Origin of the sequence: Lacticaseibacillus huelsenbergensis (genome assembly GCF_029726355.1) — a bacterium.
Taxonomy (GTDB): domain Bacteria; phylum Bacillota; class Bacilli; order Lactobacillales; family Lactobacillaceae; genus Lacticaseibacillus; species Lacticaseibacillus casei.
Genome location: NZ_CP120687.1, coordinates 975,369 through 1,001,141, shown reverse-complemented (window position 1 = coordinate 1,001,141; position 25,773 = coordinate 975,369). Strand labels below are relative to the sequence as shown.

General features: G+C 46.7%; 27 protein-coding genes. 12 read left to right on the top strand and 15 right to left on the bottom strand.

The window, feature by feature from the left end; all coding sequences use genetic code 11:
- The first annotated feature begins 22 nt into the window (after positions 1-22).
- Positions 23-523, top strand: coding sequence for a GNAT family N-acetyltransferase (locus tag LHUE1_RS04465; protein WP_049170822.1), 501 nt, complete (start codon positions 23-25; stop codon positions 521-523).
- On the opposite strand, the gene LHUE1_RS04460 is transcribed toward LHUE1_RS04465, so the two are convergent.
- The 3 genes from LHUE1_RS04460 to LHUE1_RS04450 all read right to left on the bottom strand — a co-directional run bounded on the left by LHUE1_RS04460 (position 503) and on the right by LHUE1_RS04450 (position 4,306).
- Positions 503-1,726, bottom strand: coding sequence for an AAA family ATPase (locus LHUE1_RS04460; protein ID WP_049170821.1), 1,224 nt, complete (start codon positions 1,724-1,726; stop codon positions 503-505). The two genes, LHUE1_RS04465 and LHUE1_RS04460, sit on opposite strands and share 21 nt — an antisense overlap.
- A gap of 296 nt (positions 1,727-2,022) precedes the next feature.
- Entirely contained in the window at positions 2,023-3,084 is a 1,062-nt protein-coding gene (locus LHUE1_RS04455) for an alpha-L-fucosidase (protein WP_049170818.1), read from the bottom strand.
- Positions 3,085-3,100: 16 nt separating this feature from the next.
- A complete protein-coding gene (locus LHUE1_RS04450) occupies positions 3,101-4,306 on the bottom strand; it encodes an MFS transporter (RefSeq protein WP_049170817.1) in 1,206 nt (401 codons plus the stop codon).
- Positions 4,307-4,763: 457 nt separating this feature from the next.
- Here LHUE1_RS04450 and LHUE1_RS04445 point away from each other — a divergent pair, with 457 nt between their 5' ends.
- Genes LHUE1_RS04445 through LHUE1_RS04430 form a run of 4 tightly spaced genes read left to right on the top strand, consistent with a single transcriptional unit; the run spans position 4,764 to position 8,730 of the window.
- Positions 4,764-5,483, top strand: coding sequence for a GntR family transcriptional regulator, LSA1692 subfamily (locus tag LHUE1_RS04445; protein WP_277848311.1), 720 nt, complete (start codon positions 4,764-4,766; stop codon positions 5,481-5,483).
- A 20-nt stretch (positions 5,484-5,503) separates the two neighbouring features.
- Entirely contained in the window at positions 5,504-6,823 is a 1,320-nt protein-coding gene (locus tag LHUE1_RS04440; protein ID WP_049170813.1) for a Sapep family Mn(2+)-dependent dipeptidase, read from the top strand.
- A complete protein-coding gene (locus tag LHUE1_RS04435) occupies positions 6,820-7,782 on the top strand; it encodes a N(4)-(beta-N-acetylglucosaminyl)-L-asparaginase (protein WP_049170811.1) in 963 nt (320 codons plus the stop codon). The genes LHUE1_RS04440 and LHUE1_RS04435 overlap by 4 nt, the downstream gene beginning before the upstream one ends.
- 30 nt (positions 7,783-7,812) lie before the next feature.
- Complete coding sequence (locus LHUE1_RS04430) at positions 7,813-8,730, top strand: ROK family protein (protein WP_049170809.1); 918 nt, start codon at positions 7,813-7,815, stop codon at positions 8,728-8,730.
- A 93-nt stretch (positions 8,731-8,823) separates the two neighbouring features.
- On the opposite strand, the gene LHUE1_RS04425 is transcribed toward LHUE1_RS04430, so the two are convergent.
- On the bottom strand, positions 8,824-9,543 hold the full coding sequence (locus LHUE1_RS04425) for an ArsR/SmtB family transcription factor (protein WP_049170807.1): 720 nt from the start codon (positions 9,541-9,543) through the stop codon (positions 8,824-8,826).
- 62 nt (positions 9,544-9,605) lie between these two features.
- Here LHUE1_RS04425 and LHUE1_RS04420 point away from each other — a divergent pair, with 62 nt between their 5' ends.
- A complete protein-coding gene (locus LHUE1_RS04420; RefSeq protein ID WP_080978124.1) occupies positions 9,606-10,196 on the top strand; it encodes a flavin reductase in 591 nt (196 codons plus the stop codon).
- A gap of 191 nt (positions 10,197-10,387) precedes the next feature.
- Here LHUE1_RS04420 and LHUE1_RS04415 read toward each other — a convergent pair whose 3' ends face one another.
- Together LHUE1_RS04415 and LHUE1_RS04410 are read right to left on the bottom strand one after the other, a co-directional pair.
- Positions 10,388-10,969, bottom strand: a complete 582-nt coding sequence (locus LHUE1_RS04415; protein ID WP_049170802.1) for a sugar O-acetyltransferase — start codon at positions 10,967-10,969, stop codon at positions 10,388-10,390.
- A gap of 164 nt (positions 10,970-11,133) precedes the next feature.
- Positions 11,134-11,457, bottom strand: a complete 324-nt coding sequence (locus tag LHUE1_RS04410; RefSeq protein ID WP_047106919.1) for a PTS sugar transporter subunit IIB — start codon at positions 11,455-11,457, stop codon at positions 11,134-11,136.
- Positions 11,458-11,637: 180 nt separating this feature from the next.
- Between LHUE1_RS04410 and LHUE1_RS04405 the strand changes: the two genes are divergently transcribed.
- Positions 11,638-12,393: a DeoR/GlpR family DNA-binding transcription regulator gene (locus LHUE1_RS04405; protein ID WP_049170800.1), complete on the top strand. Its 756-nt coding sequence runs from the start codon at positions 11,638-11,640 to the stop codon at positions 12,391-12,393.
- Positions 12,394-12,513: 120 nt separating this feature from the next.
- Here LHUE1_RS04405 and LHUE1_RS04400 read toward each other — a convergent pair whose 3' ends face one another.
- Positions 12,514-14,901 (bottom strand): phosphoketolase family protein, encoded by a 2,388-nt coding sequence (locus LHUE1_RS04400; protein WP_049172630.1) that lies wholly within the window; start codon positions 14,899-14,901, stop codon positions 12,514-12,516.
- Positions 14,902-15,367: 466 nt separating this feature from the next.
- On the opposite strand from LHUE1_RS04400, the gene LHUE1_RS04395 reads away from it, so the two are divergent.
- The 5 genes from LHUE1_RS04395 to LHUE1_RS04375 all read left to right on the top strand — a co-directional run bounded on the left by LHUE1_RS04395 (position 15,368) and on the right by LHUE1_RS04375 (position 19,584).
- Complete coding sequence (locus LHUE1_RS04395) at positions 15,368-15,847, top strand: PTS sugar transporter subunit IIA (RefSeq protein WP_049172857.1); 480 nt, start codon at positions 15,368-15,370, stop codon at positions 15,845-15,847.
- A 13-nt stretch (positions 15,848-15,860) separates the two neighbouring features.
- A complete protein-coding gene (locus LHUE1_RS04390) occupies positions 15,861-16,172 on the top strand; it encodes a PTS sugar transporter subunit IIB (RefSeq protein ID WP_049172855.1) in 312 nt (103 codons plus the stop codon).
- Positions 16,173-16,224: 52 nt separating this feature from the next.
- Positions 16,225-17,667: a PTS galactitol transporter subunit IIC gene (locus LHUE1_RS04385; RefSeq protein ID WP_049172853.1), complete on the top strand. Its 1,443-nt coding sequence runs from the start codon at positions 16,225-16,227 to the stop codon at positions 17,665-17,667.
- 67 nt (positions 17,668-17,734) lie between these two features.
- Positions 17,735-18,805, top strand: coding sequence for a galactitol-1-phosphate 5-dehydrogenase (locus LHUE1_RS04380; protein WP_049172858.1), 1,071 nt, complete (start codon positions 17,735-17,737; stop codon positions 18,803-18,805).
- A 50-nt stretch (positions 18,806-18,855) separates the two neighbouring features.
- The gene (locus LHUE1_RS04375; protein ID WP_049172851.1) at positions 18,856-19,584 is read left to right on the top strand and encodes an L-ribulose-5-phosphate 4-epimerase; all 729 of its coding nucleotides are present in this window, start codon (positions 18,856-18,858) and stop codon (positions 19,582-19,584) included.
- A gap of 212 nt (positions 19,585-19,796) precedes the next feature.
- Here the strand turns inward: LHUE1_RS04375 and LHUE1_RS04370 are convergent, their stop codons facing one another.
- The 8 genes from LHUE1_RS04370 to LHUE1_RS04335 all read right to left on the bottom strand — a co-directional run bounded on the left by LHUE1_RS04370 (position 19,797) and on the right by LHUE1_RS04335 (position 25,755).
- Complete coding sequence (locus LHUE1_RS04370; RefSeq protein WP_049172849.1) at positions 19,797-20,861, bottom strand: zinc-dependent alcohol dehydrogenase; 1,065 nt, start codon at positions 20,859-20,861, stop codon at positions 19,797-19,799.
- A 4-nt stretch (positions 20,862-20,865) separates the two neighbouring features.
- Positions 20,866-21,684, bottom strand: coding sequence for a class I fructose-bisphosphate aldolase (locus LHUE1_RS04365; RefSeq protein WP_049172848.1), 819 nt, complete (start codon positions 21,682-21,684; stop codon positions 20,866-20,868).
- 184 nt (positions 21,685-21,868) lie between these two features.
- Positions 21,869-22,450 carry a glycerol-3-phosphate responsive antiterminator gene (locus tag LHUE1_RS04360; protein WP_152902792.1) on the bottom strand — a complete coding sequence of 194 codons (582 nt, stop codon included), beginning with the start codon at positions 22,448-22,450 and terminating at the stop codon, positions 21,869-21,871.
- Positions 22,451-22,487: 37 nt separating this feature from the next.
- Complete coding sequence (gene rpe, locus LHUE1_RS04355) at positions 22,488-23,147, bottom strand: ribulose-phosphate 3-epimerase (protein ID WP_049172844.1); 660 nt, start codon at positions 23,145-23,147, stop codon at positions 22,488-22,490.
- A 31-nt stretch (positions 23,148-23,178) separates the two neighbouring features.
- Positions 23,179-24,057 (bottom strand): PTS system mannose/fructose/sorbose family transporter subunit IID, encoded by an 879-nt coding sequence (locus LHUE1_RS04350; protein ID WP_049172842.1) that lies wholly within the window; start codon positions 24,055-24,057, stop codon positions 23,179-23,181.
- The gene (locus tag LHUE1_RS04345; RefSeq protein ID WP_049172841.1) at positions 24,054-24,815 is read right to left on the bottom strand and encodes a PTS sugar transporter subunit IIC; all 762 of its coding nucleotides are present in this window, start codon (positions 24,813-24,815) and stop codon (positions 24,054-24,056) included. Before LHUE1_RS04345 ends, LHUE1_RS04350 begins: the two co-directional genes overlap by 4 nt.
- Before the next feature lie 18 nt (positions 24,816-24,833).
- A complete protein-coding gene (locus LHUE1_RS04340; protein ID WP_049172839.1) occupies positions 24,834-25,310 on the bottom strand; it encodes a PTS sugar transporter subunit IIB in 477 nt (158 codons plus the stop codon).
- 13 nt (positions 25,311-25,323) lie between these two features.
- The gene (locus LHUE1_RS04335) at positions 25,324-25,755 is read right to left on the bottom strand and encodes a PTS sugar transporter subunit IIA (RefSeq protein ID WP_049172837.1); all 432 of its coding nucleotides are present in this window, start codon (positions 25,753-25,755) and stop codon (positions 25,324-25,326) included.
- Between the last annotated feature and the right edge of the window lie 18 nt (positions 25,756-25,773).

Genomic DNA, 25,773 nt, shown 5'->3' with positions numbered 1-25,773 from the left:
TCTTTTGAAAGCAGGGATGCGCATGTCAACACCAACCCATGAAGAAGTTATTCGGCCCATGACTGCAGCAGATGATGCACCGGTTGCAGCACTGATTCGTGAATGTTTGAAAGCCGCTGACTTGGATCGACCGGGAACGGTTTATTTTGACGCGGGACTGGATCACTTGAGCCAATTCTATGGTGCAGCACCAAACCGGAATTATTTTGTTGCGACCCAAGATGGACGAGTTCTGGGTGGTGTCGGCATCGCCGAATATGATCCGACCCATGGCGTTGCCGAATTGCAGAAGTTCTATGTGCATGGTGATTTGCAAGGACATGGCATCGGCAAAAGGCTATTGCGCCACGCCTTGGATTACGCGCAGCAGGTCGGCTACCAGTCGGTTTATCTGGAGACCTATCACACACTTAAAACTGCGGTTCATGTTTACCAGGAGTTCGGGTTCGCTTCGCTGCCCGGTCCGCTGGTGACGGCGCAACATCAATTGATGGATCAGTTTTTACTGAAGAAGCTTGCCTGAGGCGGGTTGCTGATTCAAATCAATCGTCTGACTGCGTAACTTGAGATAAGTCGCGTAGTCCGGGGCAGTCCCGCCGAGATAGTCTGACATGAAGACTTCAGCGCGGTTGATGTCCTGACGATCCGCGATCTTTGAATAGCGGCCAAGGGTTATCTTGCCTTGTCGACGTCTAGTAATGAAGATTTGGTCGCCGCGAGACAAGTCGTTCAGCAAATCAGCATTGTGGGTGCTGAAGACGAGCGTGGCGTGATGCTGATTAATCTTGGGGTTGGCAAAATATTCCATAAATGTATGGACAATCGCCAAATTAAAATGATTTTCGAGTTCATCGACAAAGATGAGTCCCCCGCTTTGCAATGCCTGAACGACATAACGGTAAAGCGTGATGCCTTTGACAGTACCTGAAGAAAGATAGTACTCAATCGTGGCGAAATTGTTGTCGGTAATTTCTTGATCGTCTTGCTTGAACTTTAAGCGGTAAAAAGCTTTGCCATGTTTGTTGGTTTCGATGAAGAGATAGTCGATGGTCGGATCAAGGTAAGCCAGGATCGCGTCAGGAACTTGGCCATTGCTGCTAGGGAAGAATGGCAGATTGGCGTTTGTGAACATGAAAGTATCAAAAACCTTTTGTGTCTGATAATGATGCTGGGCAATTAACGACCGCATGAAAGAATCATCAGCTGCCAGCAGGCTTTGCTGAAAAGTGTCTAATTGCAGTCGATCCATTAATAGCTCTGCATTTGAAAAGTCGAAAATCGATTTTCGCGTCATTGATTTTTGTACCTTCTTGGCCCAGATTCTTTCGTCTTTAACTTGCCATTGCTTCGCTTGGTCTGGAACAGGCGCAATTGTGAGGTCGTCCCGATAAAGGAAATGGTCACTACCGTAAAAATAGACGCTAAAAGAAATCGGTTGGCTACCCATTAACGTTTCATTTAGGTGGGTTTGGCCGATCGACTTTTGGTGTAGCAAAAGATCCAGGATTCCCATGACAAGTTTCATGGTCAAGGTTTTCCCTGAGGCATTGCGACCGATCAATGTTGTCAGATTGTTAATCCAGATTGATCCAAATAAATGTGTCATATCGTCGTGGGCATCATTCGGAACGCGTTGGCTGGCGGTTAAGGAAAAAGACGTCTTCTGTGCAAACAGTGGGTGGTCCAAAATGTCGATTCTCAGGAAGCTTAAGTGCGGATTTGTCATCGATTTTCACCTCTTAGGGTGATTTTACCATAGTTTCAAACGCGGATCACGTTTGAAACTTAAAAGTGCGAGTGAGCAGTAAGACAACTGGAAGGTAAGCGTTGGCTAGGAAAATCTAGTTGTTCCAACTTGCTTAATCATAGATTACGCAACAGCCGACCCGATGCCCTTTGTACCACCTGCCTGGAGCCTTACAACCCCGCAAACCAAAACCCCCATCCGCCAATAACCATGACGAATGGGGGCTTAACTTTACATTTCAAAAGCCGACTTTACCTAGATTTAACTTTGCAACATCAAACCACCGATGCCACCCTGGCCTCCTGAACGTCAGCCACATCTTCCAACGCTTTAGCCGCCAGTAAATTCTCCTCGGCCATCATCGGCACCCGGCCCAGCGGATCGAGGCCGATATTGAGCAGGTAGTTGATGCCGAAGTCGTTGAGGTGCTGCTTATAGCGGAAGAGCGTGCGCGGTGTTTTCCAATTTTGATCGTGATATGAAAATCCCCACGAATCATTGATGGTGCCGGCAGTTTCGTACAAGCCCAGTGGTGATGGCTTGAACCCGGATAGGTCATTGAAGTCCACATCGGTTTTGGTCATGTCTTCCTTGTGTTTAGGAATTTCGTTGTCACCGAGCGAGACATAGTCGTATTTGCCGTTGCCTAGGCGCGAGTTGATGAGGCAGTTTGGCTGCAGGTCGCGAACCGTGTCGTAAATCATTTGGCTTTGCGCTTCCGACAGCGTCATCGGCACATCGAACCAAGCTGTGGCGATGTCGCCGTAGTTGGTCATAATTTCTTTAATTTGCGGCAGAATTTTGCGGTCAAAACAGCGATCAAAATTTTTCTGCTTTTCATCCGGGAAGTCCCAGCTGTTATCCCAAGTCGTTCCAGCTGTTTCAACATGGTTGGATTTGTAGCCGCCGCCGTCTGGTTCGTGCCAGTCGAGGTCCTGCGAGTAGTAGAGGCCGAACTTCAGCCCAGCGTTGCGGCAGGCTTCTGCTAGCTCGCCGATGACGTCGCGGTGGAACGGGGTGGCGTCATAGACGTTGTACGCATCGACTTGGGAGTGATACATGGCAAAACCATCGTGATGTTTGGTGGTGACCACCAGGTATTGCATGCCGCACTTTTTTGCTAACGAAACAATCTTATCCGCATCGAAGTAGATGGGATTGAACGCCGTGGCCAGTTGCTCGTATTCGGCGTTAGGAATTTGGAACTTGGATTGAATCCATTCGGCGTAGACACTCGATGATTCGCCGCGGTATTCCCCAGCCAGCAACGAGTACAGCCCCCAGTGGATCATCATGCCATACTTGGCGTCTTTGAACCATTTCACTTGATCGTTCACTAAAATGCCCTCCTTTTTAAATGGTTAGCTCATCCTTTTTAACAATAATCAGGTCGTAAGCGGCGAGGAGGACGAAGAAAAAGCCGCTCCATAAAATCATATTGCCTGGGCCAGCGTTGCCGACCATGCCGCCGAAGAATTGGAAGAAGTACGGGGCTACCAGCCCGCCGATGTTGATGCCGATGATGATAATGGAGGTCGTGAAGTTCATCGAATCTTTTGGCGAATAGTGCACCATTCTGGCGGTTAATGCAGGATGGACGATGCCGTTGCAGAAGCCTGACACCAGTACCAGCACCAGTAACAGTGGAATCGATTCGGTGAAGGCCATGACGATCATGGTGGTGGCCACGATCAGTTCGGCGATGGCCACGGTATACTTGCCAAACCACTTGGCAATTTTCTCAAACGCCACGCCGGAGACAATCGAGCACAGGACCAAAAAGCCGAAGATGCGGGTTGCGTCGGCGGCCGTACCGACGTGGTTGTTGACCATGTAGCTGGCCAGCTTCAGTCCGATCGCCGAGTAGAAAAGGCAAACGAAGAGGAAAATAATCGCCAGTTGAATGACCCCGCCGTTGGTTGTTGGCTTGGCTTTGGCCACTTCTTCAACGACTTCGCCACCTTCTTCAACCACGATATTGTCATATTGCTTAGGCACCAGCATCATGACTAAAATAATCGGCACCAGCAAGAAGAGGAAGACTAAGTAAGTCGTGTGCCAGCTGATGTTGATCAAGAACCCGGCAATGAAAAGCATGATCGCATCACCAATCGAGCCCACCGAATTACGCCAACCCAACAGGCGATTCCGGGTTTCTTCAGGGAATAGGTCGGTAATGTAAGACACACTCAGTGGCGTGAAAACGCCCATGCCGACGCCAAACATCGCGCGGGAAATCAAGATCGCCGGATAGCTGAAGAAGAACGCCGGAATAATGCCGAAAATCAGCGAAATCGTCAAGCCAGCGATCACCGTATACTTTTTACCCAGCAAGTTGGAGACCAAGCCGCTGATAACGGTTCCCAGCAGGACGCCAGCGGTTGGAATCACCACCAGCAATTCCACGTTGGCGCGGGAGACATCGGAAAAATATTTTTCCATTAACGGGATCGTGCCAGACACGGCATTGCTGACCGATATCAGAAACGAAATCGATAAAATGCCAAGCGCTAAAAACGGTGAGCGCTTGTCTTCGGGGACGTTGGTAGATGTTAACATGATGCCACTTCCTTCGTTAAGTTTTGTCGCGTTTCGTTACCCAACCAGTAAAAATGCGCCGGCAATGTGTGGTATGACACGGTTTGCGGCGACTTATCAACCGAGGCGCCTGTAAAAATATGAATATTTTAGTATATACTAGTTAGTACATACTGATTATAACCGGCCGCTTCTTGAATGACAAGCAAAAATGAAAGGGCATACATTGGCGGTGTGAAGTTATTTTCGTGTGGTACCAGGTTCACGCTGCCGATTCAGGATGTTCTTTTGCGCCGGCGGAAACCTTAAATGCAAGAGCCGCTCGTGGGTGCCATTTTTAAATTCACGCAAACGGTTGCAGTTTAAAAGTAGATCAAATAGTATATACTAAAAAGTATAGATGCGCAGCGGGCCGCATGAACTTGAACACCATGAAACCTAGCGACAGTCCGCCCACCAAGAAACCGGAGGCTACAAAATGGCAAAACTTGAAGAAGTCGCAGATGAATTGAGTCGCCGTGTCCGTGATGGCATTTACACCACAAGTCAGCGCCTGCCATCCGAATATGATTTAGCCAAAGAGTTCGCGGTCAGTCGGTTGACGGTTCGCAAAGCCATCGACCTGTTGATTCGCAAGCAACTGTTGGTCAAATCGCCAGGCAAGGGCACGTATGTCATGTCATATTCGGATAAAGTCGAAAGCGGGCGGATGGGGCTGCAAGGGTTCACCGAAGCCGCCAAAGCATACGGCAAAAAAAGCCGCACCGAAGTCATCAGCTTTGGGCCGCTGGAGCCGATCCCGGAAGAAATCGGCCGCGTGTTGGGCTGTGACCAACAAGTTCATAAAACCGTCGACTTGTTGGTGCGGCGCCGGTTCTGGGACGAAGAGCCGATGACGGTCGAACATATCGCCATCTGCCACGAATACATCGAAGGCCTGCAGCCGCAGGACTTTGAAGGCTCGCTTTTTGCGCTACTCGAAAAGCGGGTGGCGATCGCCTACTCACATCAGGAAGTCGAAGCGGTGCTGATGGATCCGGATTTAGCTGCGTTACTGGATGGGAAAAAAGGCGATCCGATCCTACTGGTCCATTCTGTGACTTACACGGCAGATGCCAAACCGATTCTGTACGATATTTCCTATTACCGCGCCGACAAGTATTCCTTTAAGTCAACGCTGACCCGCGATCACGTCTGAAGCCAAAGGAGCAGAACCCGGTGAAAAAAGAAACGTTGGCTGCCTTATACGATGCGCAGAGGCCAGAATTCATGGATGCACTGCGCTCAATCATGCAAATCAAAAGCGTGCGCGGCCCAAGTCGCCCCGACGCGCCATTCGGTTCCGGCCCACGCGCAGCACTGGATGCAGCGGCCGAACTTGGCACAGCGTACGGCTTTCAAACCAAAGTGATCAATGGCGCCATGACGGCCATCCAGTGGGGTGACGACGATCAACACTATATCGGGATTGTCGGCCACTTAGATGTTGTTCCGGCCGGTGAAGTAGCGTGGCATTTTCCCCCATACGACCTCACTGAGCAAAACGGCCGCTTGTATGGACGCGGCATTCTCGACAATAAGGGGCCGAGCATGGCATGCTTGTTTGGGATGAAGCTGTTGAAAGAGGCTGGTTATCGACCGACCAAAACGATCCGCCTCATCTTGGGTTCAGACGAGGAAAGTGGTTCGGCTGATGTACCGCGCTACCTCGCCAGCCAAGCACCGCCTGACTTTGGCTTCACGCCGGATTGCAAATTCCCGGTCGTGTATGGCGAACGTGGGATCGTGAATTACCAGTTAACCACGCCGATCACGGATGGGTCGCTCGCTAACATCGGCGAAATCCGCGGCGATCAGGCCAGCGACCACGTTCCCGATCAGCTGGAAGTAATGGTTAACGGCCAGCTGATCCGGGTCACCGGCAAACGGGCACCTAGCAATGCGCCCGAACTTGGCGATAATGCGATCACTCGCCTAGCCGACACATTGCTCAACCAACCTGCAGTCCACGGGCAATTCGCCGACTATTGCCGGTGGCTAGTCACCAAACTAGCCGACCAGCACAATGGCGTGGGCTTGGGCATGGCGTTTGCCGATGCGGCCAGTGGCAATCTCATCGTTACCCCATACCAATGGCAAAAGGCAGGCCAAACGCTGACTTTGCGCCTCGCGATACGCTATCCGGTCACTTACCACGAGGCCGATGTCATGCAGGCGTTGGCTGCGGCGGTGTTACCGCGAACAGCCATTGAGGTCATTCGCAGCCTGCCTGGCGTTTTGCACGATCGCCAGGATCCGCGCCTGCAGGATTTAAGCCAAGCCTATGAACAAATCACCGGCCAACCGGGGCAACTCGTCACCACCACCGGCGCGACCTACGCCCGGGCAATGCCGAATATCGTGGCATTTGGCCCGTCTTTTCCCGGGCAAAAAGGCATTGCCCATAACGCGGATGAATGGATGGACGAACAGGATCTTAAACTGAATATGCTGATTGATATGACTGCGATGATGAAACTAGGAGGAATGACCGATTGAATAAAACTACGTGGGGCGCAATTGCCACTTGGCGGATGGCGCATGATGGCGTTAAGCAGGCCAGCCAGATGCTGCAAGCCAATAGCAGCGCCGGGGATGCCGTCGAAGCGCTGATCAAAACCGTTGAAGCCTACCCCTATTACAAATCGGTTGGCTACGGCGGCTTACCTAATGAAAATGGGGTCGTGGAAATGGACGCCGCATTTATGGACGGCGATACCCTGGCTCAAGGCGCCGTTGCCGGCATTCACAATGTTTTCCACGCCGTATCGGTGGCGCGGGCACTCAGCCACGAGCATTACAACAGTTTTCTGGTTGGCGAAGGGGCCACGCAATACGCGCAGCTAAACGGCTTTGAAATGCGTAATATGTTGACCGATCGCGCCAAGCAACGTTGGGAAAAGCGGCGTCAGGAAATTGCCGACGCCAAAGTCAAACCCTATGACGGTCATGACACAGTCGGCGCGATCACGCTGGCACCGGGCGGATCGATGGCCGCGGCTACGTCAACATCCGGCTTGTTCATGAAGCGTCCGGGTCGCGTGGGCGATTCACCGCTGTCCGGCTCCGGCTTCTACGTGGACAGTGACGTTGGCGGCGCCGCAGCAACCGGCCTAGGCGAAGACATCATGAAAGGGTGTCTCTCCTATGACATCGTCCGCCGCATGGGCGAAGGCCGAACCCCGCAACAAGCCTGCGATGAAGCCGTCTACCCATTTATCGAAAAGTTGAAAAGCCGCTACGGCAAAGCCGGCGAATTCTCCTTGATTGCATTGGATCGTCAAGGCAATTGGGGCGTGGCGACTAACGTGGAATTCACCTTCAGTGTGGGCACCGCCAGCCAAGAACCGGCTATTCTGATCGCGCATCCGGGCCCGAACCAAACGACGAACATCGAACCGATCACGCAGGCATGGCTCGATGCTTATGAAAAGCGCATCAAGGCGCCGATTGAATGAGATTATCTTGGAAAAAGAGGAAACAGCCATATGAAGCAATATTTAGCCATTGACGTTGGCGGCACCACGACCAAATATGCGTTAGTCTCTGACCAAGGCGATTTGTCCGAACAAGGCAAACAAGCAACCGTCCACAGCAACTTGACCGACTTCGCACAGGCCATCAATCAGCTCATCAAACGCTATCAAACCCAGATTGCCGGCATCGGCCTGGCATTACCCGGCGTTGTGGATCCGCAACGAGGCATCGTCAAAGCCTGCGCTGTCTTACCATTTTTGGAAAATGTCGCGTTAACCACACGGCTCGCTGATGCTGCCGTAGTAACGGTGCCCGTGGTCCTCGAAAATGATGGCAACGCAGCAGCACTAGCCGAATTCTGGCGCGGGCAACTCGCCGGCACCACCAACAGCGCCATGGTCGTCTTAGGCACCGGTGTCGGCGCTTCGCTATTTATCAACGGCCAACTCTATACCGGAAGCCATCAAGTCGGCGGCGAGCCTAGCTTCATGGTCACCAACGGCTTGCGCCCGATCACCCGCGACCAGACTGCAGCCGGACTTTCCGCGGTCAAAACCGTCAACGCCATGGCCGCTGCCCTCAACATCCACCGAACACCACTGGGTCCGCGCGTCTTCCAAGCGCTCAAACCCAACACACCTGCCGCAGCCATCCTCGAAATCTTCACCCGTGGCGTGGCAGCCATGATCTACAACATGCAAACCGTATTGGATCTGGAAAAAGTCGTCATCGGCGGCGGTATCAGCGCCCAACCACGCGTTATCGCCGCTATTCAGTCAGGCGTGGCGGCATACCGCGACGTGACGCCGCTTGCTGCGCGAACCATCCAGATGCCAGTGATTGAAGCAGCTAAATACCACAACGAGGCAAACTTGATTGGCGCGGTGGTGCCATTGCTGCAACGCACGGGCATCCACTCTAAGTCTTAGCATCGCCAAAGAATCAAATGATCAACAAACGGCAGCGCAACTTCCAAATGACAGGAAGTTGCGCTGCTGTTTTGGTTTTTATCCTTCAAGGAATCAGGCATGCAGCTGAAGTGCCAGCTTACTGGCAAACCACTGGCGGCCGTCTGCTGTTACGGTGACAATGCGCGAATTTGGCGTTTGCTGCACATAGTCGTTGGCTAACAGCCCTTTGAAAAGTGCATGTCCCCACGCGCCGCCCAAATGAAAGTCACGTTCGCTCCAGTCGAGGCAGGCAACGGTGTTTTGGCGTCTGGTACGATCGATGCTATCGGGATCAATGGCCAGTTCCGCTTTCAGAAAATCCTTACCAGCTGACAATACTTCAAGACGATGGTTCGAATGCGCCATCACAAAATGCCGCTCTTCCAACGCATGCAGTAAGCTGACCGCGACTTTGCCGGCTAAATGGTCATAACAGGAGCGACAATAAGTCATTGCGGTGGCACTTTGCCGCTGACTCAAGCGATGTTCGATTTGCCTAGGAGCCACTGTGCTTAAGGATTCAAAAGTGGCCGCTAATTCATTGGAAGCCAAGCGATAGTAATGATGCCGACCACTTTTAATCTGATTGACAACGCCAATCGCCCACATTCTATGTAAATGATAGCTCACGGTTTGCGGCGTCACCGTCAGCCGCTGCGTGATCTCAGATAAGGTATAGGCTTTGCCGTCCATTAAAACATCAATGATAGCCGAACGGGTGTTATCAGCAAGCATCGCCGCCAAATCCGTCACGTTCGGAGCCGCGACAATTCGATCTTCAGAACATGCCATATTTCGATCCACCTCGATTATTACTTTTGTTATGGTTATACCACTAACTGGTCAAGGAAGGAATGTTGGCAATGCTGGTACCCTACACGACTAAGAAACTCTACTACGCTTATCCAATCTTCATCATTGGTTATCAAGATGACCGTTGCCGCTACAATGTAACCACCTGCAGTTCATCATATTCCTTAGGCGACATGTTCACCTTCAGCGTGGCCAACGACGAAAATGTTGCCAGACAATTGCAAAGAACCCGGCACTGCACGATCAATTACATGACAAGCGCTCACTTAGATCAAATTGAATATGCCGGCTACCTACATCGCCGCGAAAAGTTAAACAGTGGTCAACTGCCCCACCAAATTGATCCCCAAACTGATCTGCCGATTCTAACGGATGCCTTAAGCACACTCTTCATTGATATCGAAAAAAGCGTTCCTTATCACGGCTACATCAACTTCATCGGCCACATTACCCGCCGATTGGTACAAGAAGACGCGCTTCAAAATGGGCGCCTCAATGTTGCCACCATCACACCAGCGCTTTATGCAGGCGATCATCATCAGCGGGTTTATCGTGAAGTCAATCAGCAAGTCAAAACAACCGGGCAATTCTTCCGTCAGCGGACCCAATTAAACAAGCATCACGAGGGATAGCCGTTAAAAAGTTGGCTTAAATCATGATCATAGAGGTAATCCTCTGCATGCACTATCCAAGAAACACCGGAATGGCCAATGTCCACGACACGGAAGCTCAAGTATGAAGGCAGTTGGAAAAAGGCAGTCAAAAAAGTGCCAGCAAAGCTGCTAGCACCCAATAGTTAACCCGCTGTCAAACAATGAATGAATCACGAGGCCGACGACGAGCCATCCTTCTGTGGAATCTGCTTAATCACCCGCGCAGGATTACCAGCCACCACCAAATTCGCACCAAAACTGTGCGTGACCGTGGCATTGGCGCCAATCACCGTATTATCGCCAATCGAAACGCCAGGCAACACCACAGCGCCACCGCCAATCCAGACATTGTTACCAATCGTAATCGGGGAACCTTCACCGATGCGTTCCCGCCGCCTCTCCGGATCAAGGGGATGCGACGCCGAATAAAGCTGCACCAACGGCCCAAACATACAATCATCGCCAATCGTAATCGGCGCAATATCCAGCATCACATTGTTGTAATTGCAAATAAAGTTATCACCTACATGAATGTTGTACCCAAAATCGCAATGAAAATCAGGCTGAACATAAACATTCTTACCAACACTGCCAAACAACTGCCGAATCAAGCCAATCTTATGCGCATCATCCGTCGTACAACGATTAATCTCCCGACACAACGCCCGCGCCCGCTCCTCATCCGCCGCCAACTCCTCATCAAAAATCCGATAAGGCTGCCCAGCAAGGAACTTCTGCTTCTCCGTCGTCAATGAAATCACTTCCTTGGTTAAATTAAAGCGGTTTCTTTTGGCGGGGGCAAGGGCAGGAGGTTGGGTGGTTGGGACAGAAGGTTTGATTTAGAAGTTTGGCCAATGAAAAAGTACTGACCTCATTTATTACGGTGAGGACAGTACTTTTTTGAATTTAAAAGAAATCAGACTTTGTTTGTTTTATCCGTTTCAAGTTTGGCAAGTGTTGATTTGAGTTCGTCCCAGAATTCATCTTCGCCAATACCAGTTAGTAATCCAGTTCCGTTAATCACAGGAATCCCATAGTCCGCTTTTGGCAATGGGCTAGTAAAAACGATCAAGTCATAATGACCACTATCGACTAATTGCTTTGCCTCTGTCGGTCTTGCTTCGGTGGCGTTGACATGATAGCCATCACTTTTTAAGTTATCCGTGATCTCACCGGCTATCATCGATGATGTCACTGTACCAGAACCGCAGACAGATAACAGATTAATTCGCTTGCTCATAGTGCTTACCCCTTTTATCATAGTGTAGAAAGCCCTTACATCGAAACAATTATGGCATTCATTTTTTGAAATTGCAAGGATTTAGCTTTTCTATCATTGGCAAATTGTTTGCAAAAAAGATATAATTGGTTTGCAAACTGGTCGTTAATTATTTTAAAGAGGGACTTCGGAGGTAATCGTATGAAAATCGATGAACGCAGGCGTTATATCCTAGACGCCGTTAATCAAAATAAAAATGTGAGAATTTCAGCGTTGAGCAAGAAGATGGCGGTCTCACGGGAAACCATTCGCAAAGATATTTATAACTTGGCGGAGAAGGGGCTCGTTAGCGCGATCAGAGGCGGAGCAGAGGCAGTCGATGATGATCCGACATCACGATTTGATCAGCGGAAAGCGGTCAATCAAGATGCAAAACGTGAAATGGCACAACGAGCTCTGTCGTATATAAAAGATGGCGCCACGATTTTCTTGGACTCCGGAACCAGTTCATATGAATTAGCTGAAGCCCTTAAGCAGGAACCTCGCCATGATTTATCAATCATTACTAGTTCCACCTTTGTAGCGCAGACTTTGCTTGTTATGAAAGGTATCCAAATTGTTTTGCTTGGCGGCGTCGTCCGTGGAGATGAAGGATCGGTATCAGGGCCAATTGCCTTGCAAGCAATTGAGTCGATTTATGCGGACGTTGGCTTCTTTGGCTGTGGAGGGATCGATGAAGTTTCAGGTATTACGAACCGCTACTTGGAAGAATCCCAAACGGCCAAAGCAATGAAACAGCATTGCCGAACAAGCATTGTTTTGGCGGATCATAGTAAATTTGGCGCTAGCTCATTAGTCAGCATGTTTAAGTTAGATGACGTTGATTTCATCATCTCCGACTCTGGTATCAATAAGGATCTAGTTCAGCATATAGGCGTGAAAAACCTTGTAGTTTGAACATTGAGCTTTGAAAATTTGCTTCGACAAAAAAGCTCCTCTGTAGCAGCATTCCAATTTTGAACATTGGAAGATGCTTGCAGAGGAGCTTTTTAAACTATTTCCCAAGGAGGAGGAAACTTACTTCAACGGTTCCCATTTCCATTCTTCGACTTCCGGCAGATCGGTCCCGGCTTCACGAATGAAGTCGTGGTGCTTCTGCAGGAGATCATCCATTTCCTGCATCAGATGAGCGCCTTTTTCCGTGAAGTCCGGCACATCCAGGACAGCTTCCTTGACTAAGTGGAAGCGATCTAGGTCGTTCCGTACCCGCATATCAAATGGGGTCGTGATGTCGCCTTCTTCACGATAGCCGTGAACATGCAGGTTGTGGTTATGACGATCGAAGAAGATGTCTTTGATCAGGTCGTCATAGCCGTGATAAGCGAAGATGACCGGTTTGTCTTTGGTGAAGTACATATCGAATTCATCATCGGACAAGCCACGCGGATCGTCTTTCTTCAGCTTAAGCAGATCAACGACATTGATGAAGCGAATCTTGAGGTCTGGCAAGGCCTTGTGCAGGATGGAGATGGCGGCCAAGCTTTCCAGCGTTGGTTCCGAACCGGCAGCCGCAATAACCAGATCCGGCTCAGCGCCTTGGTCGGTGCTGGCCCAATCGATGATGCCGAGGCCTTTTTCAACCAGATCCTTGGCTTCAGTATCCGTAAACCACTGCGGACGCGGATGCTTGCTGGAAACGATCAGGTTAATCAGTTGTTTGGAATCAACGGCCTTGTCGAAGACCCGCACCAATGTGTTGGCATCGGCTGGCAGATAAGCGCGGATGTACTTGGTCTTCTTTTCTGCCAAGTGGCTGATGACGCCAGGATCCTGATGGGAATAACCGTTGTGATCCTGCTGGAACGCCGTGGAAGAAGCGATGACGTTCAAAGATGGCACATCAGCACGCCAGTCGGCTTCTTCATGGGCATTGCGTAACCACTTGAAGTGCTGGGTGAGCATGGAATCAACCACGCGCAGGAAGGATTCGTAGCTGGCAAAGAAGCCATAACGGCCGGTCAGGGTATAAGCCTCTAACATACCTTCGTCCATGTGTTCGGAAAGCATTGAATCAATGATTCGGCCATGTGACGCCAACAGGGCATCATATGGCGGGTCGGTCGGTTCCATCCATTGCCGTTTCGTGGCTTCAAAGACTTTATTCAACCGATTGGACAAGGTTTCATCCGGTCCAAAGCCGCGGAAATTCTTGTTCTTATCATTGAGCTTGATCAGGTCACGAATGTAGGCACCGAGCACCATCATGTCTTGACCTTCGATGGCGCCATGATCCTTGTTATCCAAGGCGTAATCAGATGGGTTTGGCTTCTCCAGATGCTTGGCCAGCTGACCACCATTCGTCACCGGATTCATCGCCATACGTTTGTCACCCTTAGGAATGATCGCCTTAATGTCAGCTTTAAGGGTGCCATCGTCATTAAACAATTCTTCTGGATGGTAGGACTTCAACCAGTCAACGAGTTGATCGGCATGTTGCATATCGCCTTGGTCCACCGGAATTGGAATCTGATGGGCACGGAAGGAGCCTTCAATGGGTTCGCCGTCCCATTCTTTCGGACCGGTCCAGCCTTTAGGAGCGCGGAAGACTAACATTGGCCATGCCGGACGACTTTCATCATCGTTGTCCTTAGCGTTCTTCCGAATCGCCTGGATCTCTTCGATGATCTTGTCCATTTCGGCTGCCATAAGCACATGCATCTTGGCCGGATCTTTGCCTTCGACAAAATGCGGATCCCAACCCAAGCCTTTGAAGTAATCTTCCAACTCTTCATGGGATTCACGCGACAAAACGGTTGGGTTGGCAATCTTGAAACCATTCAGGTTCAAGATCGGCAGCACCGTTCCATCGGTTACTGGATTGAGAAACTTATTGACTTGCCAAGAAGTTGCCAACGGACCGGTTTCCGACTCGCCATCACCCACGACAACCGCCGCAATCAAACCAGGGTTGTCCAGCACCGCACCGGCTCCATGAAGAATGGAGTAACCCAGCTCGCCGCCTTCGTGAATGGAGCCCGGTGTCTTGGGATCGGCATGTGACGCAACGCCGCCAGGGAATGAAAACTGTTTGAACAGCCGTTGTAAGCCCTGCGCGTTCTGTTCAATCTTTGGATACAGTTCCGAATAACTGCCATCCAAATAGGAGTTAGAGACCATCACCTGGCCGCCATGACCCGGGCCTTCAATGTAAAACATGTTCAGATTGTACTTGTTAATGACCCGATTCAAATGGGCGTAAATAAAGTTTTGACCCGAAATCGTTCCCCAGTGACCAATCGGATGCACTTTAACATCTGACGCCTTCAATGGCCGCTTCAACAGCGGGTTGTCTTTCAAGTAAAGCTGACCGACCGACAGGTAGTTAGCCGCCCGCCAATACTTATCGACTTCAGCCAGATAGTCTTTCGACGAATAGTCGGTGGTTTTTTCAATTGTTTGGTCCATAATTGGCAATCTCCTTTGCAAAATGTTCGCATATTGTTGTCTACAAACCGTATAGTATATCTAAATGTAACCGATTGCAATTGTTAATTCGCTAAAAGGGCAAGATGAGCACAAAAAATCCGTAAAAAAATCGAAGCAGACTTTTTGCCAAGATAAATAATGAGCGAAGTTTAGGATTAAGAACTTGAAGTGCATCTATACTTAAGAAGGAATGCCTATAAATAAAGGGAAGTTAACGATGCATTAGTTTTTATGAACCTTGTTAAGAAATTTGCAATATCAATAAACACGATATGCCTTAAAATTCTTTGCTAAAAAATTTAATGCAATGTTGTTGCAAACAAAAAGCAAAGGTGATACATTGATGACGTTGAAAGCGTTTCCTTCTTGTTTCTGACGGGGACAGATTTCAGGTAACAAACAAAGCTATAAGCGATTTTCAGGGTGTGTGAAAGGAGAAAGCCAGATGGCCTTAAAATTTGAAGAGGCGTTTATCTATCCAAAGCTAGACGCCAAAAGTTATGAAGATGCGGTTCGTAAAATGTCACAAAATCTCTTAAAGGAAGGTTATGTCACTTCTGAATATCCCGATCAAGTGCTTGCTCGGGAAAAGAATTTTCCGACAGGATTGGTATTGGCAAACATGAATATTGGTATTCCGCACACGGAAGCTGAATATGTCAAGAAAACAGCTGTAGCGGTTGCCACTTTAAGAGAACCAGTTAAAGTCCACAGCATGATTGATCCGGAACAAGAATTACCGGTCAGCATGATGTTTATGATCGCCGTTAGCGACCCTAAAGGACAAGTCACAATCTTACGCGAATTAATGCGCCTTTTCCAAGATCAAGATTTGATGGAAAAAATTATGTCAGAAGATACAGCATCAGGGATTTATAAGTTATTGAAGTCAAATACCGTTAAGGAGCAAAGCAGCAAATCTTAGGAGGATGGAATTTATGACCAAACGTATTAATTTATTGGCAGTTTGCGGTTCGGGAACTGTAACGTCATCTATGGTCGCTGGTGAAATCCAAGATGAACTAAGCGATGACGGTTACACAGTCAAGGCAACAGAAGCTCGGCCAACAGAAGCCAAACAGTTAATTGATAGTGGCAAATTTGATTTAGTAGTGTATACAAGCCCACTCCCTAAAGCTGACTATGGAGTTCCGGTTATAAATGGGACAGGCTTGTTGACTGGCATTGGCGAGGACGAATTTTGGGAAGAACTAAAAAAGACCGTTGCTGGAATTAGTGCGAAAGCTTAGAGCTCTTTGTTAGTTCTTATACAAAATCATCAATATACGAGGAGATGCCGAAATGCTAACGACAGTAAAGCTCGTCTTTGACACTTTTGGAGCAAACGTCTTTGTTCCGATTATCTTATTCTTCATCGCCTTAATACTAAAAGTTAAGACCCAAAAAGCTTTTCTCTCGGCTTTATATGCCGGTGTTGGGTTAACTGGATTCACTCTATTATTGAACTCATATACACCGATCATTAGTAAAGTCATCAAAAAGATGGTTAGTGACACAGGAGTTAACTTGCCTGTTTTCGATATTGGTTGGCAAGGGGCATCGCTAGTGGCTTACTCCACCCAAGCAGGTATGATCTTTCTGGTTGTGGCGTTTATTCTGCAAACAGTTTTGTTCTTAGTTCGTTGGACAGACGTCTTCCAGCCTTCAGATTTATGGAATAACTACTCCTACATGGTTTGGGGATCGATGTGTTACTACGTCACGAAAAACATGTGGCTTTCGCTACTCTTGATGTGCCTCTTAAATATGTATAGTCTTCTTCTTTCAGACTCAATCGCTCAACGCTGGTCAACTTACTATGGTTATCCCAGAACGACAATCATTGCTCTGCATAATTTGGAGCCGGCAATTTTTGGCATTTTAATGGATCCCATTTGGAACAAATTGCACATTAACAAAATTAAATTAAGTCCTGAGTACCTTCAAGAAAAGTTGGGCTTCTTAGGGGAACCGATTTCCTTGGGATTTTTCTTAGGCTTTCTGCTAGGTATCCTTGGTAACTTTAAACATCTCGGCGAATTAGCATCTTGGGGACAAATTACGCAAGTGGCGATTGCTACAAGTGCAATTATGGCTATCTTCCCTAAAATTGCTGGTATTTTTGCTCAAGCTTTTGCACCTCTTTCTCAAGCTGCCAGTCGCTCGATTCGTAAAAGCAATAAAGGCAAAGCGGCAAATCAACCTGAAGGTAAAAAGCCTCGTCTATGGTTCTTGGGTGTCAATGATGCGGTTGGTTTTGGTGAAACAGCTACTCTGATTACAGGAATTTTACTGATTCCTATCATGGTTGTTCTGGCTATCTTGTTACCAGGTAATAAAGTCTTACCGGTTATTGATTTGCTTGCGATCCCATATTGGATTGAAGGTCTGATCGCGTTGTCGAACGGTAACATGGTCAAAACAATGATCAATGCCGTCATCTGGTTCAGCTTAGGGCTTTATATGTGTACCGCAACTGCTCCTTTATTCACACACATTGCAAGTTCTGGAATTGGCGTTGCTATTCCAACAGCCGCATTGATGGTCACAAGCTTTAACATTCTTGGCAAGCCGTTCTTTGGCTTAATCTTCTATGCCTTTTTAAGCCAAAATATTTTTTGGATAGGGTTGACTATCGTTCTTTACTTCGTTTTATGGGCAGCGTTCCAAAAGAACAAAGAGAAATTCCGCGCTTATTTGGAACGGGCTGCTGCTAAAAATGCCACTGCGGCAACCGATGATTGATGTTTGGAAAGATTAGAACAAGTTGTTAACGCGGACGAAAGATTTAAAAAAGGTGGGCAATATTCTCATGGTTAATACAATGAAAGCTGCTGTGTTGATTAGTGCTGGTAACGTCGAGTACAAAGATGTCCCGGTTCCGGAAATTTCTGATGACGATTTTCTGATTAAAGTTGCTTATTCAGGCGTTTGCGGTTCAGATCTACCCAGAAGCCAAAAAGAAAATGGAGCTAGACTGTATCCGTTGATTATGGGGCATGAATTTAGCGGTACAGTGGAAAAAATGGGCGCCAACATCGAAGGATTTAAGGAAGGCGATCATGTTGCCATTGCGCCGTTGCTGCCTAATCCGGATTCGATTTACACCAAAATGGGATTGTATGGGTTCAGCGAACACTACAACCTGATAGGGACAGGTAGCAATGGCGGATTCGCGGAATACGTTAAAGTACCCAAAGGTCATGTTTTGCATCTGCCTGATTCAGTCGATTTGAAGACAGCAGCTGGCATTGAACCGGCTACGGTTAGTGGATATGGATTAGCTCGCGGGCACATTCAGGCTGGAGATACTGTTGCAATTCTTGGTGCCGGATCAATCGGCCAATTTGCGATTCAGAATGCAAAACTTTATGGCGCAAGCAACGTCATTGCTGTTGATGTATTTGACGACAAACTTGAATTGGCGAAAAAGCTTGGTGCGGATTATACCATCAACGGAAAGACGCAGGACGTCATTGCAGAAGTTAAAAAGATTACCAAACATGGGGTAGACGTTGCCGTGGACTGTGCAGGCAGTCGGTTCACCGAAATTGAAGCCCTGGAAATTACGCGGCGAGACGGCAATGTTGTCTATATCGGTATCTCAGGAGATGATTTGCCGATTCCTAAAGATGTCTTTGAACAATATGTTTTGCGCGGCGGCTTGAATATTCACGGATCATGGATGTCATACACCATGCCATATCCTGGTCGGGCATGGGATATCGTCATTGATGCCATGAGCAAAGGCCGGCTGGACTTTAAATCAATGATTTCACATGAGATTAGTCTAGATCAGCTCGGAGATACCTTGAAGAAAATGTACAACAAAGAAATTGAATTTAACAAGGTAGTCGTAAAGATCAATCAAGATATCGATTAACAAAATCACTGATGCTGGAAGCGCCACTATAGGAAGGAAGAGATTTTAAAATGTTAGAATCTTTAAAGAAACAGGTTTACGATGCCAATATGCAGCTACCTAAATTAGGATTGGTTACTTTTACCTGGGGAAATGTATCTGGAATTGACCGAGAAAAAGGCCTATTCGTTATTAAACCATCAGGTGTTGCCTATGAAGATCTTACGCCAGACGATATGGTGGTGGTTAACCTTCAAGGGGAAGTAGTGGAAGGTGATTTAAACCCTTCTAGTGATACGCCAACCCACACGGTATTGTATAACGAATTTCCAGACATTGGCGGCATTGTTCATACCCATTCACCTTGGGCAGTTGCATTTGCCTCAGCTCATATGGATGTGCCGAATCTAAATACGACGGCTGCCGACACTTTCTATGGTGATGTTCCAGTCTCTGAAGCATTAACTAAACAAGAGATTGAGGAAGCTTACGAAGAAAACACAGGCAAGGTAATTGTTAAGACTTTCAAGGACAGGGGAATTGATCATAACGCCGTTCCTGCAGTCATTGTTAGTCAGCACGGCCCGTTTAGTTGGGGCGCAACACCAGAAAAAGCAGTTTACAACGCAAAAGTTCTCGAGGTAGTTGCCGATATCGATTATCATGCCCTGACGTTAACACATGCGGATGTTCATGTTCCTCAGTATCTGCTGGATAAGCACTATTATCGTAAGCACGGGAAAAACGCATATTACGGGCAGAATAATGCTAAGTCAAAGAGCCATGCCGTAAAACTTTAAGCTCTGCGTTCGTTGTCCGCTTAAAAAATTTTTGGAAAAAGGCTGGAAGTTAGATTCTTATTCAACGATCCGAAGCATTTGAGATATGCGATTGAATCGGTGAAAAACTTGTATTAAAGCCGAAAAATACTCCGCGATCGCAGTTGAGCATTGACTACGATTGCGGGGTATTTCATATCACTATGGTTTTTGGTTGTCTCTTCGAAATGTATCTATTTGTCATCATTTCGGTTTAACTCAACAATGACACGATAAGTTTCTGGCTTAAGCGCCCATTGCATACCTTTATCGATTTCGGACAAAGGCACGGTACCCGCGATCAATGGCTTTACATCAACACTTCCGTTATTTAGCAACTTCATAGCTTTAAGAAAATCGCCAGAATCTGAGTTTGCGCTGCCCATTAACTTTGTCATTCGCCGATGAAGGGTGTGAGGACTAATAGAAATTGGCATGTCTGGATGAAAAGAGCTGTATAGAATAACTCGCCCATCAATAGCAGCCATTGATACGGCCTGTTCGGCAACTGGCGAAATAGGCAGGGTGTCGAATACAACGTCTGCACCTTTTCCGTTTGTTAATGTATTAATTGCGTTAACTGGGTCCAGATGTTTAGGATTGATTATTTCGTGAAACCCAAGCTGTTTCAAAAATTTTTGCCGATTTCCATCAGGTTCGCTGACAATAACACGCGCACCGCGCTCTCGTGCAAGCATCGCATGGAATATGCCCATAATGCCTGCACCAATAACCACTACATCATTACCCAATTCAACCTTTGCCGTATCTACGCTATGAACGACACAAGACAACGGCTCGGTAAGTGCCGCTTCTTCGTAGGTTAATTGATCACCAATTTTAAAGAGTTTAGTCACCGGAACGGCTAAGTACTCTGCGAGCCCGCCCATACCGCGAATGTTTAAACCGCCAACATGATTTTCGTAAGAGAACTGGGTGCAACTTCCTTCGTGGCCTGTCCGGCAATTATCGCAGTAGCCGCAAGAAGTCAGCAGGCCAACAACAACCCGGTTTCCGATTTGCCATAAATCGGTGTCAACTTTTTTCCCAACATCAATGATAATTCCTGCTTCTTCATGACCGCCAATAAATGGAAAGTGAACTTTGTTGACACCTGTATAAACTCGTTGTTCCCACGTACAAAGGGCACACGCCTTAATCTCTACGAGGACCTCGTCTTCTTTGATATTAGGTTTATTGATTCTTTCAACATCTAACTGTTCAATATCGTTGAAAATTGCTGCATTCATAGTTGCCATAATTTTAGCCTTCCTTTTTGTTCTTTTTTTCGTAGTTTTTAAATATCTCGAAAGCCGTGTTTGCATCAGCATTGTTATGAACTATTGCATTCAAGCCAGCTACTATTCCAACTGGGCTCTGACTCTGAGTGATATTTCGACCGACAGCTACACCTCGGGCACCGATCTCAATACAATGTTGGACAAACTTGAAGTAAGTTAGTGTGTCAGTCTTTGGACCGCCTAAAGCTAGAACAGGCTGACTGGTACTTCCTGTGATCAGGGCATCTTCTTCAGTACCTGTAAATCGTGTCTTAATAATGTCAGCACCAAGTTCTGCGCTCAGTCGAACGGCAGTTGCAATATAATATGGATCATTTGACTTTGGGGAAGTAACTGGATAGCCAAACGGCAAAGCTTCTGCAATGACTGGCACTTTCCACTTTGCTGACTGATGCGCCAGTTTGGTCAGCATGTGATGAGAATCAGCTTCTCTTTTTGAGGCACCAGGAAATGTCATACAGACGACTCCTGATGCGCCGAGTTTAAGCGCATCTTTAATATCGAAAAAGAGTTGTGTGTTAGGCACTGATGAATCGTAAATTTCAGTATTTGCATCCACACGAAGTACAGTTGTTACCTTAGACAGTTCATGTTCATAAGTCTTAGCTTGACCGTACGTGACTAAGGCAGTATCTAAACCGGCATCAACTAATTGGTCAATTTGTAAACTCGTGTCGTCAATACCTGATGTGGTCATTGAAAAAGCAAAGCCATCTAACGCAGCAACAACTGCTCTGCCATCTGCTGCGAATATTTGATTCATTCTCCTAAATTTGCTCATAATCGTTTTCCTTGTCCTTTCATTACAAAAACGCCCAAAAACTCCTGAAACAGGAATTCTTGAGCGTCTCCTTACGTTGCTCTATGCAGATCTTTAGTTTTAACTATCGATGGTACATGGTTTCATCAATCGCATCAACAGGTCTTTGTTAGTCAGCTTTTTCTGCCGCTGATGATGCTCGTGGTTACCACAAATCTTTCTGGCTAGTTGCAATAAGTTGATAGCCTGACGAAAACGCTAATTTAACTTGGTTACGAGTTTCTAACAAGCCACTTGCGATTAACGGCTTGTGTGTAACCATTTGTTTAATGCGTTTAACTTCAGCAATCGCACCAACGGCTGGCAAAACTTGAACAGCATCATAACTGTCAGAATTTTTTAAAAAATCGTTTGCCTTTGCCAAAGAAAGTGAATCAATTAAGGGAAGCCGATAGATCGTTGTCATTCCCCAATGTTTTCCTTGACTAAGTGCTCGAACATTAGCACTTAAAATACCATCTAATTTATACAAGTTTTTCAGCAAATGCATGCCGATATCATCCGATTTAAAGCCGCCTAAGATATCGATATGCGCCACTGCCTGTTTTTGATGTTCATGGATAGCATAGACAAATTCTCTCAAATTTCCAATCGAAACCCCAGATAGCAAAATAACCTTTGAGGGCACGCGCAATGCATAGTTGAGATCACGACCATTTATCAACGATGGAATGACCATTGATGTGTCAAAAATAACAAAATCACCTCCATGTACGTCATACGGCAAAGTCCCTTGATAAGTTTTTGTTATCCCAAGCCACTGTTTACTGACCGACGGCTGTTAACAATTTATTGACTTGTGATATTGGATCACTAGCGTCAAAGACGTAGGAACCAGCAACGAAAATATTAGCACCGGCTGCCGCACAATCCTTAATGGTTATATCGTTAATACCCCCATCTACTTCAATGTTGAATTTCAAGCCTAAATTATCTCGTAACTCAGCCAATTCTTGAACCTTATTGACCATTTGAGGAATAAACTTTTGCCCGCCGAATCCGGGGTTAACAGTCATAATTAGTACTTGGTCCACAAGTGGCAACACTTCCCTTGCAGCGTCAACCGGTGTTCCTGGATTCAAAACCAGTCCAGCTTTTGCTCCAAAATTCTTAATTTCCTGAAGAACACGATAGATATGCACTGATGCTTCTAAATGCACCATGATGACGTCGCCACCAGCTCTTGCAAATTCTGGTGCAAACTTATCGGGATTGTCAATCATCAAATGGCAATCAAGCTTTAATGATGTTGATTTGTGGAGATCTGCAATCATCTTTGAACCGAAAGTAATGTTGGGAACAAAGTGACCGTCCATTACGTCAACATGAAGCATATGAATGCCAGAATCTTTAACTTTATCGATATCCTGCATTAAATTTGAAAAGTTAGCACTTAATATTGAAGGCGCAATTTCAATTGACATTTTCTTTTCCCCCGAATAATTCTGGTTAATCCTAAATAATCCAGAATAAACCGCCAACGACACCGATTCCGACAAGTATTAATAATACCGTAGTGGGTTTGAACTTTTTTCGCAAAAGATAGTAGGTGAGTAGGGTGACAGCCATAGGGAGTAAACCGAGAACCAGTTTATCAAGTATCCCGGTTTGAACCTTCATAACGGTTTTACCCAAGTGCAATTTCGCCGGAGTGGAGATCTTAACGAAGGTTGCTGACAGTGCACCAATGACAATGGGTCCTAATGTTTGCGCATAGGTCATCACTGTCGGTAATAATGATCCCTGTAAGATCTTCGCTATTCCTTCTTTACCTAAGTTATAGCCTTGCATCCAAGCAAGATACCCGATGGACCAGATAATCGCTAAGTGCAAAACAGCAAAAAGAACAGGTCCCATTAAAATATTTCCTTTTGCCGCAAAACTAATAGTAAATGAAAGCAAAATTGGAATTAAAGTACCTTGCCATAGAGTATCACCTATCCCAGCCAAAGGGCCCATCAAACCAGTTTTCAGTCCGTTGATGGTTTCATCAGTAATCGGTGCACCATTTGCTTTTTGCTCTTCCATCGCAATGGTAACGCCAAGAATGGAGCCGCCAAAGTGTGGTTCGGTGTTGAAGAATTGCATGTGTCGTAACAAAGCAGCTTTCATTTCTGCTTCATCATCGCCGTATAATTTCTTAAAGATAGGTGAAAGGGCATGAATCACCCCAGTAGCTTGTAAACGTTCGTAGTTGTAATTGGCGTGTGAGAAGAATGTCCACCGCCAAAAAGCCTTAACCACGTCACGCTTGCTTAATCTTTTTGCATTAGGCTTTTTTTCCGAGGGGAGTTCTTTTTCTTCGAGTTGTTCTTTTTTGTCTTCTTCACTCATGCTTGTTCACCTCGTTTCAGGAATAACTGGGTGTAAATATAGGCGATGATTGCTGCAAAGATAGCGATTGGCAAAATTGCGAGTTTTGAGTAAACGGCAACCATGAATCCCAAAAGAAAGAACACAATAGTTCCTTTGCTGCTCATTGCATGTAAGTTCATCGCGATCCCTAGAGCAGGTAAAATACCACCGATAACTGTTAATACATGCAGTGGTGTACCAGCTAATCCACCAATAACCTGTTTGACCGGTCCTGCACCGAAATATGCTGCCAGCATAGCGGGAATGACGGAAAAAAGAAACATAGTTATCTGAGGCGGCCATACATGCAAGAAGTCAATTCGTTTCAAATTTCCTTCTTCTGCTGCCTTGTCTGCCATGTGAACAAAAGTAATATCCACCGTCATATGAAGAACCCATATCATGGTCCCAACAAGGCTGATGGGTACGGCTAGTGTAATTGCGACTGATGGGGAAACGTTGGATGCCATGCCAAGGGCGGTACCCAACGTACCAGCTAATGCCGTATCCATAGGGACAGCACCACCGGCACCAATCCAAGCTAGAAAAGGCAGCTGAATAGCGGCACCGTAGATTGTTCCTTTAACCGGATCGCCCAGAATCAAGCCAACTAAAGCTCCGTTTACCAAGGGACGCATGATAGTGTGAGTGCCTGCTAGGGAAACCCAAGGCGTCCCCATCTGACCAAGGTAGTAAACAACCCCAATCAGGAATGCTTGCCAGAGATGAATTGTCATATCTCTATTCCTCCATTTTTACTTCAACAAGTTTTTAACATCAGTTGCTCCATCGCTGGGTACAATTTGAATTTTGACGTCAACGCCTGCATCAATTAGCTTTTGCATAATAGCTTTTTCGTCGTCTGAAGCGGAAATATTTTTATAAAACTTTTTTCTTTGAGGATTTGCACCCATACCGCCAATAACAACTTTGTCAATTTTGACGCCTGCATTTACCAAATCGAGGAAAGCTTTGGGAGTTTTTGCTAGTAAAAGTAGCTTATCGTTACCGTGTTCCTCCTTTAGGAAATCTGGTCCTTCGGCAACGCTTAAGACATCTAATTTGATTCCTTGAGGTACTGACATGGACATAATGCTTTTTAGAAAATCATCCTTTGCTGTGGCATCATCGATAATGACAATGTGATTACCCTCCGTATACTGCAACCAAGCAGTCATGACCTGGCCGTGAATTAAGCGATCATCAACACGTGCTAATACGATCTGTGACATGATAATTCCCCCCTTAATGTTTTGTGTGCGAATTGTGTGCATTTAGTTCATCCCAAAAGTTTTTGATACCAACTTTAGCGGTTTCAAATGCAGCATTCGTGATCTGTTCAATATTTTGCCCCATCATTCGTGCATTGATTGCTTCAATAATCATCGGCAAATTGACCCCTGTGATCAGCTGGATTTTGACATTCTTGATTCTACTTGCGCAAAGTGCTGCTTGATTGTACGGACTAGCGGCAAAAAGATCAGTGAACACAATGACACCGTCACCTTCATCTTCTTGTCGGATCAATTTTTCCAGCTTCAATCCAAATTCGGAAACATCATTGCCTTCGAACAAACCAATTTCGCCAATGTTCTCTTGTTCCCCAATAATTAACTTCACTGCGTCCAGAAACCCTGACGCTAATTTTCCGTGAGTTGCAATGACAAAACCTACCATATTTTCAACTTCCTTCTT

Excerpts from the sequence above, each read along its gene's own strand:
- LHUE1_RS04390 (WP_049172855.1), top strand. The coding sequence starts at position 15,861 with ATGACCAAACGTATTAATTTATTGGCAGTTTGCGGTTCGGGAACTGTA.
- LHUE1_RS04465 (WP_049170822.1), top strand. The coding sequence starts at position 23 with ATGTCAACACCAACCCATGAAGAAGTTATTCGGCCCATGACTGCAGCA.
- LHUE1_RS04450 (WP_049170817.1), bottom strand. The coding sequence starts at position 4,306 with ATGTTAACATCTACCAACGTCCCCGAAGACAAGCGCTCACCGTTTTTA.
- LHUE1_RS04345 (WP_049172841.1), bottom strand. The coding sequence starts at position 24,815 with ATGACAATTCATCTCTGGCAAGCATTCCTGATTGGGGTTGTTTACTAC.
- LHUE1_RS04340 (WP_049172839.1), bottom strand. The coding sequence starts at position 25,310 with ATGTCACAGATCGTATTAGCACGTGTTGATGATCGCTTAATTCACGGC.
- LHUE1_RS04385 (WP_049172853.1), top strand. The coding sequence starts at position 16,225 with ATGCTAACGACAGTAAAGCTCGTCTTTGACACTTTTGGAGCAAACGTC.
- LHUE1_RS04350 (WP_049172842.1), bottom strand. The coding sequence starts at position 24,057 with ATGAGTGAAGAAGACAAAAAAGAACAACTCGAAGAAAAAGAACTCCCC.
- LHUE1_RS04375 (WP_049172851.1), top strand. The coding sequence starts at position 18,856 with ATGTTAGAATCTTTAAAGAAACAGGTTTACGATGCCAATATGCAGCTA.
- LHUE1_RS04400 (WP_049172630.1), bottom strand. The coding sequence starts at position 14,901 with ATGGACCAAACAATTGAAAAAACCACCGACTATTCGTCGAAAGACTAT.
- LHUE1_RS04425 (WP_049170807.1), bottom strand. The coding sequence starts at position 9,543 with ATGGCATGTTCTGAAGATCGAATTGTCGCGGCTCCGAACGTGACGGAT.
- LHUE1_RS04430 (WP_049170809.1), top strand. The coding sequence starts at position 7,813 with ATGAAGCAATATTTAGCCATTGACGTTGGCGGCACCACGACCAAATAT.
- LHUE1_RS04410 (WP_047106919.1), bottom strand. The coding sequence starts at position 11,457 with ATGAGCAAGCGAATTAATCTGTTATCTGTCTGCGGTTCTGGTACAGTG.
- LHUE1_RS04365 (WP_049172848.1), bottom strand. The coding sequence starts at position 21,684 with ATGAGCAAATTTAGGAGAATGAATCAAATATTCGCAGCAGATGGCAGA.
- LHUE1_RS04420 (WP_080978124.1), top strand. The coding sequence starts at position 9,606 with ATGTTGGCAATGCTGGTACCCTACACGACTAAGAAACTCTACTACGCT.
- LHUE1_RS04335 (WP_049172837.1), bottom strand. The coding sequence starts at position 25,755 with ATGGTAGGTTTTGTCATTGCAACTCACGGAAAATTAGCGTCAGGGTTT.
- rpe (WP_049172844.1), bottom strand. The coding sequence starts at position 23,147 with ATGTCAATTGAAATTGCGCCTTCAATATTAAGTGCTAACTTTTCAAAT.
- LHUE1_RS04445 (WP_277848311.1), top strand. The coding sequence starts at position 4,764 with ATGGCAAAACTTGAAGAAGTCGCAGATGAATTGAGTCGCCGTGTCCGT.
- LHUE1_RS04370 (WP_049172849.1), bottom strand. The coding sequence starts at position 20,861 with ATGGCAACTATGAATGCAGCAATTTTCAACGATATTGAACAGTTAGAT.
- LHUE1_RS04395 (WP_049172857.1), top strand. The coding sequence starts at position 15,368 with ATGGCCTTAAAATTTGAAGAGGCGTTTATCTATCCAAAGCTAGACGCC.
- LHUE1_RS04405 (WP_049170800.1), top strand. The coding sequence starts at position 11,638 with ATGAAAATCGATGAACGCAGGCGTTATATCCTAGACGCCGTTAATCAA.
- LHUE1_RS04460 (WP_049170821.1), bottom strand. The coding sequence starts at position 1,726 with ATGACAAATCCGCACTTAAGCTTCCTGAGAATCGACATTTTGGACCAC.
- LHUE1_RS04380 (WP_049172858.1), top strand. The coding sequence starts at position 17,735 with ATGGTTAATACAATGAAAGCTGCTGTGTTGATTAGTGCTGGTAACGTC.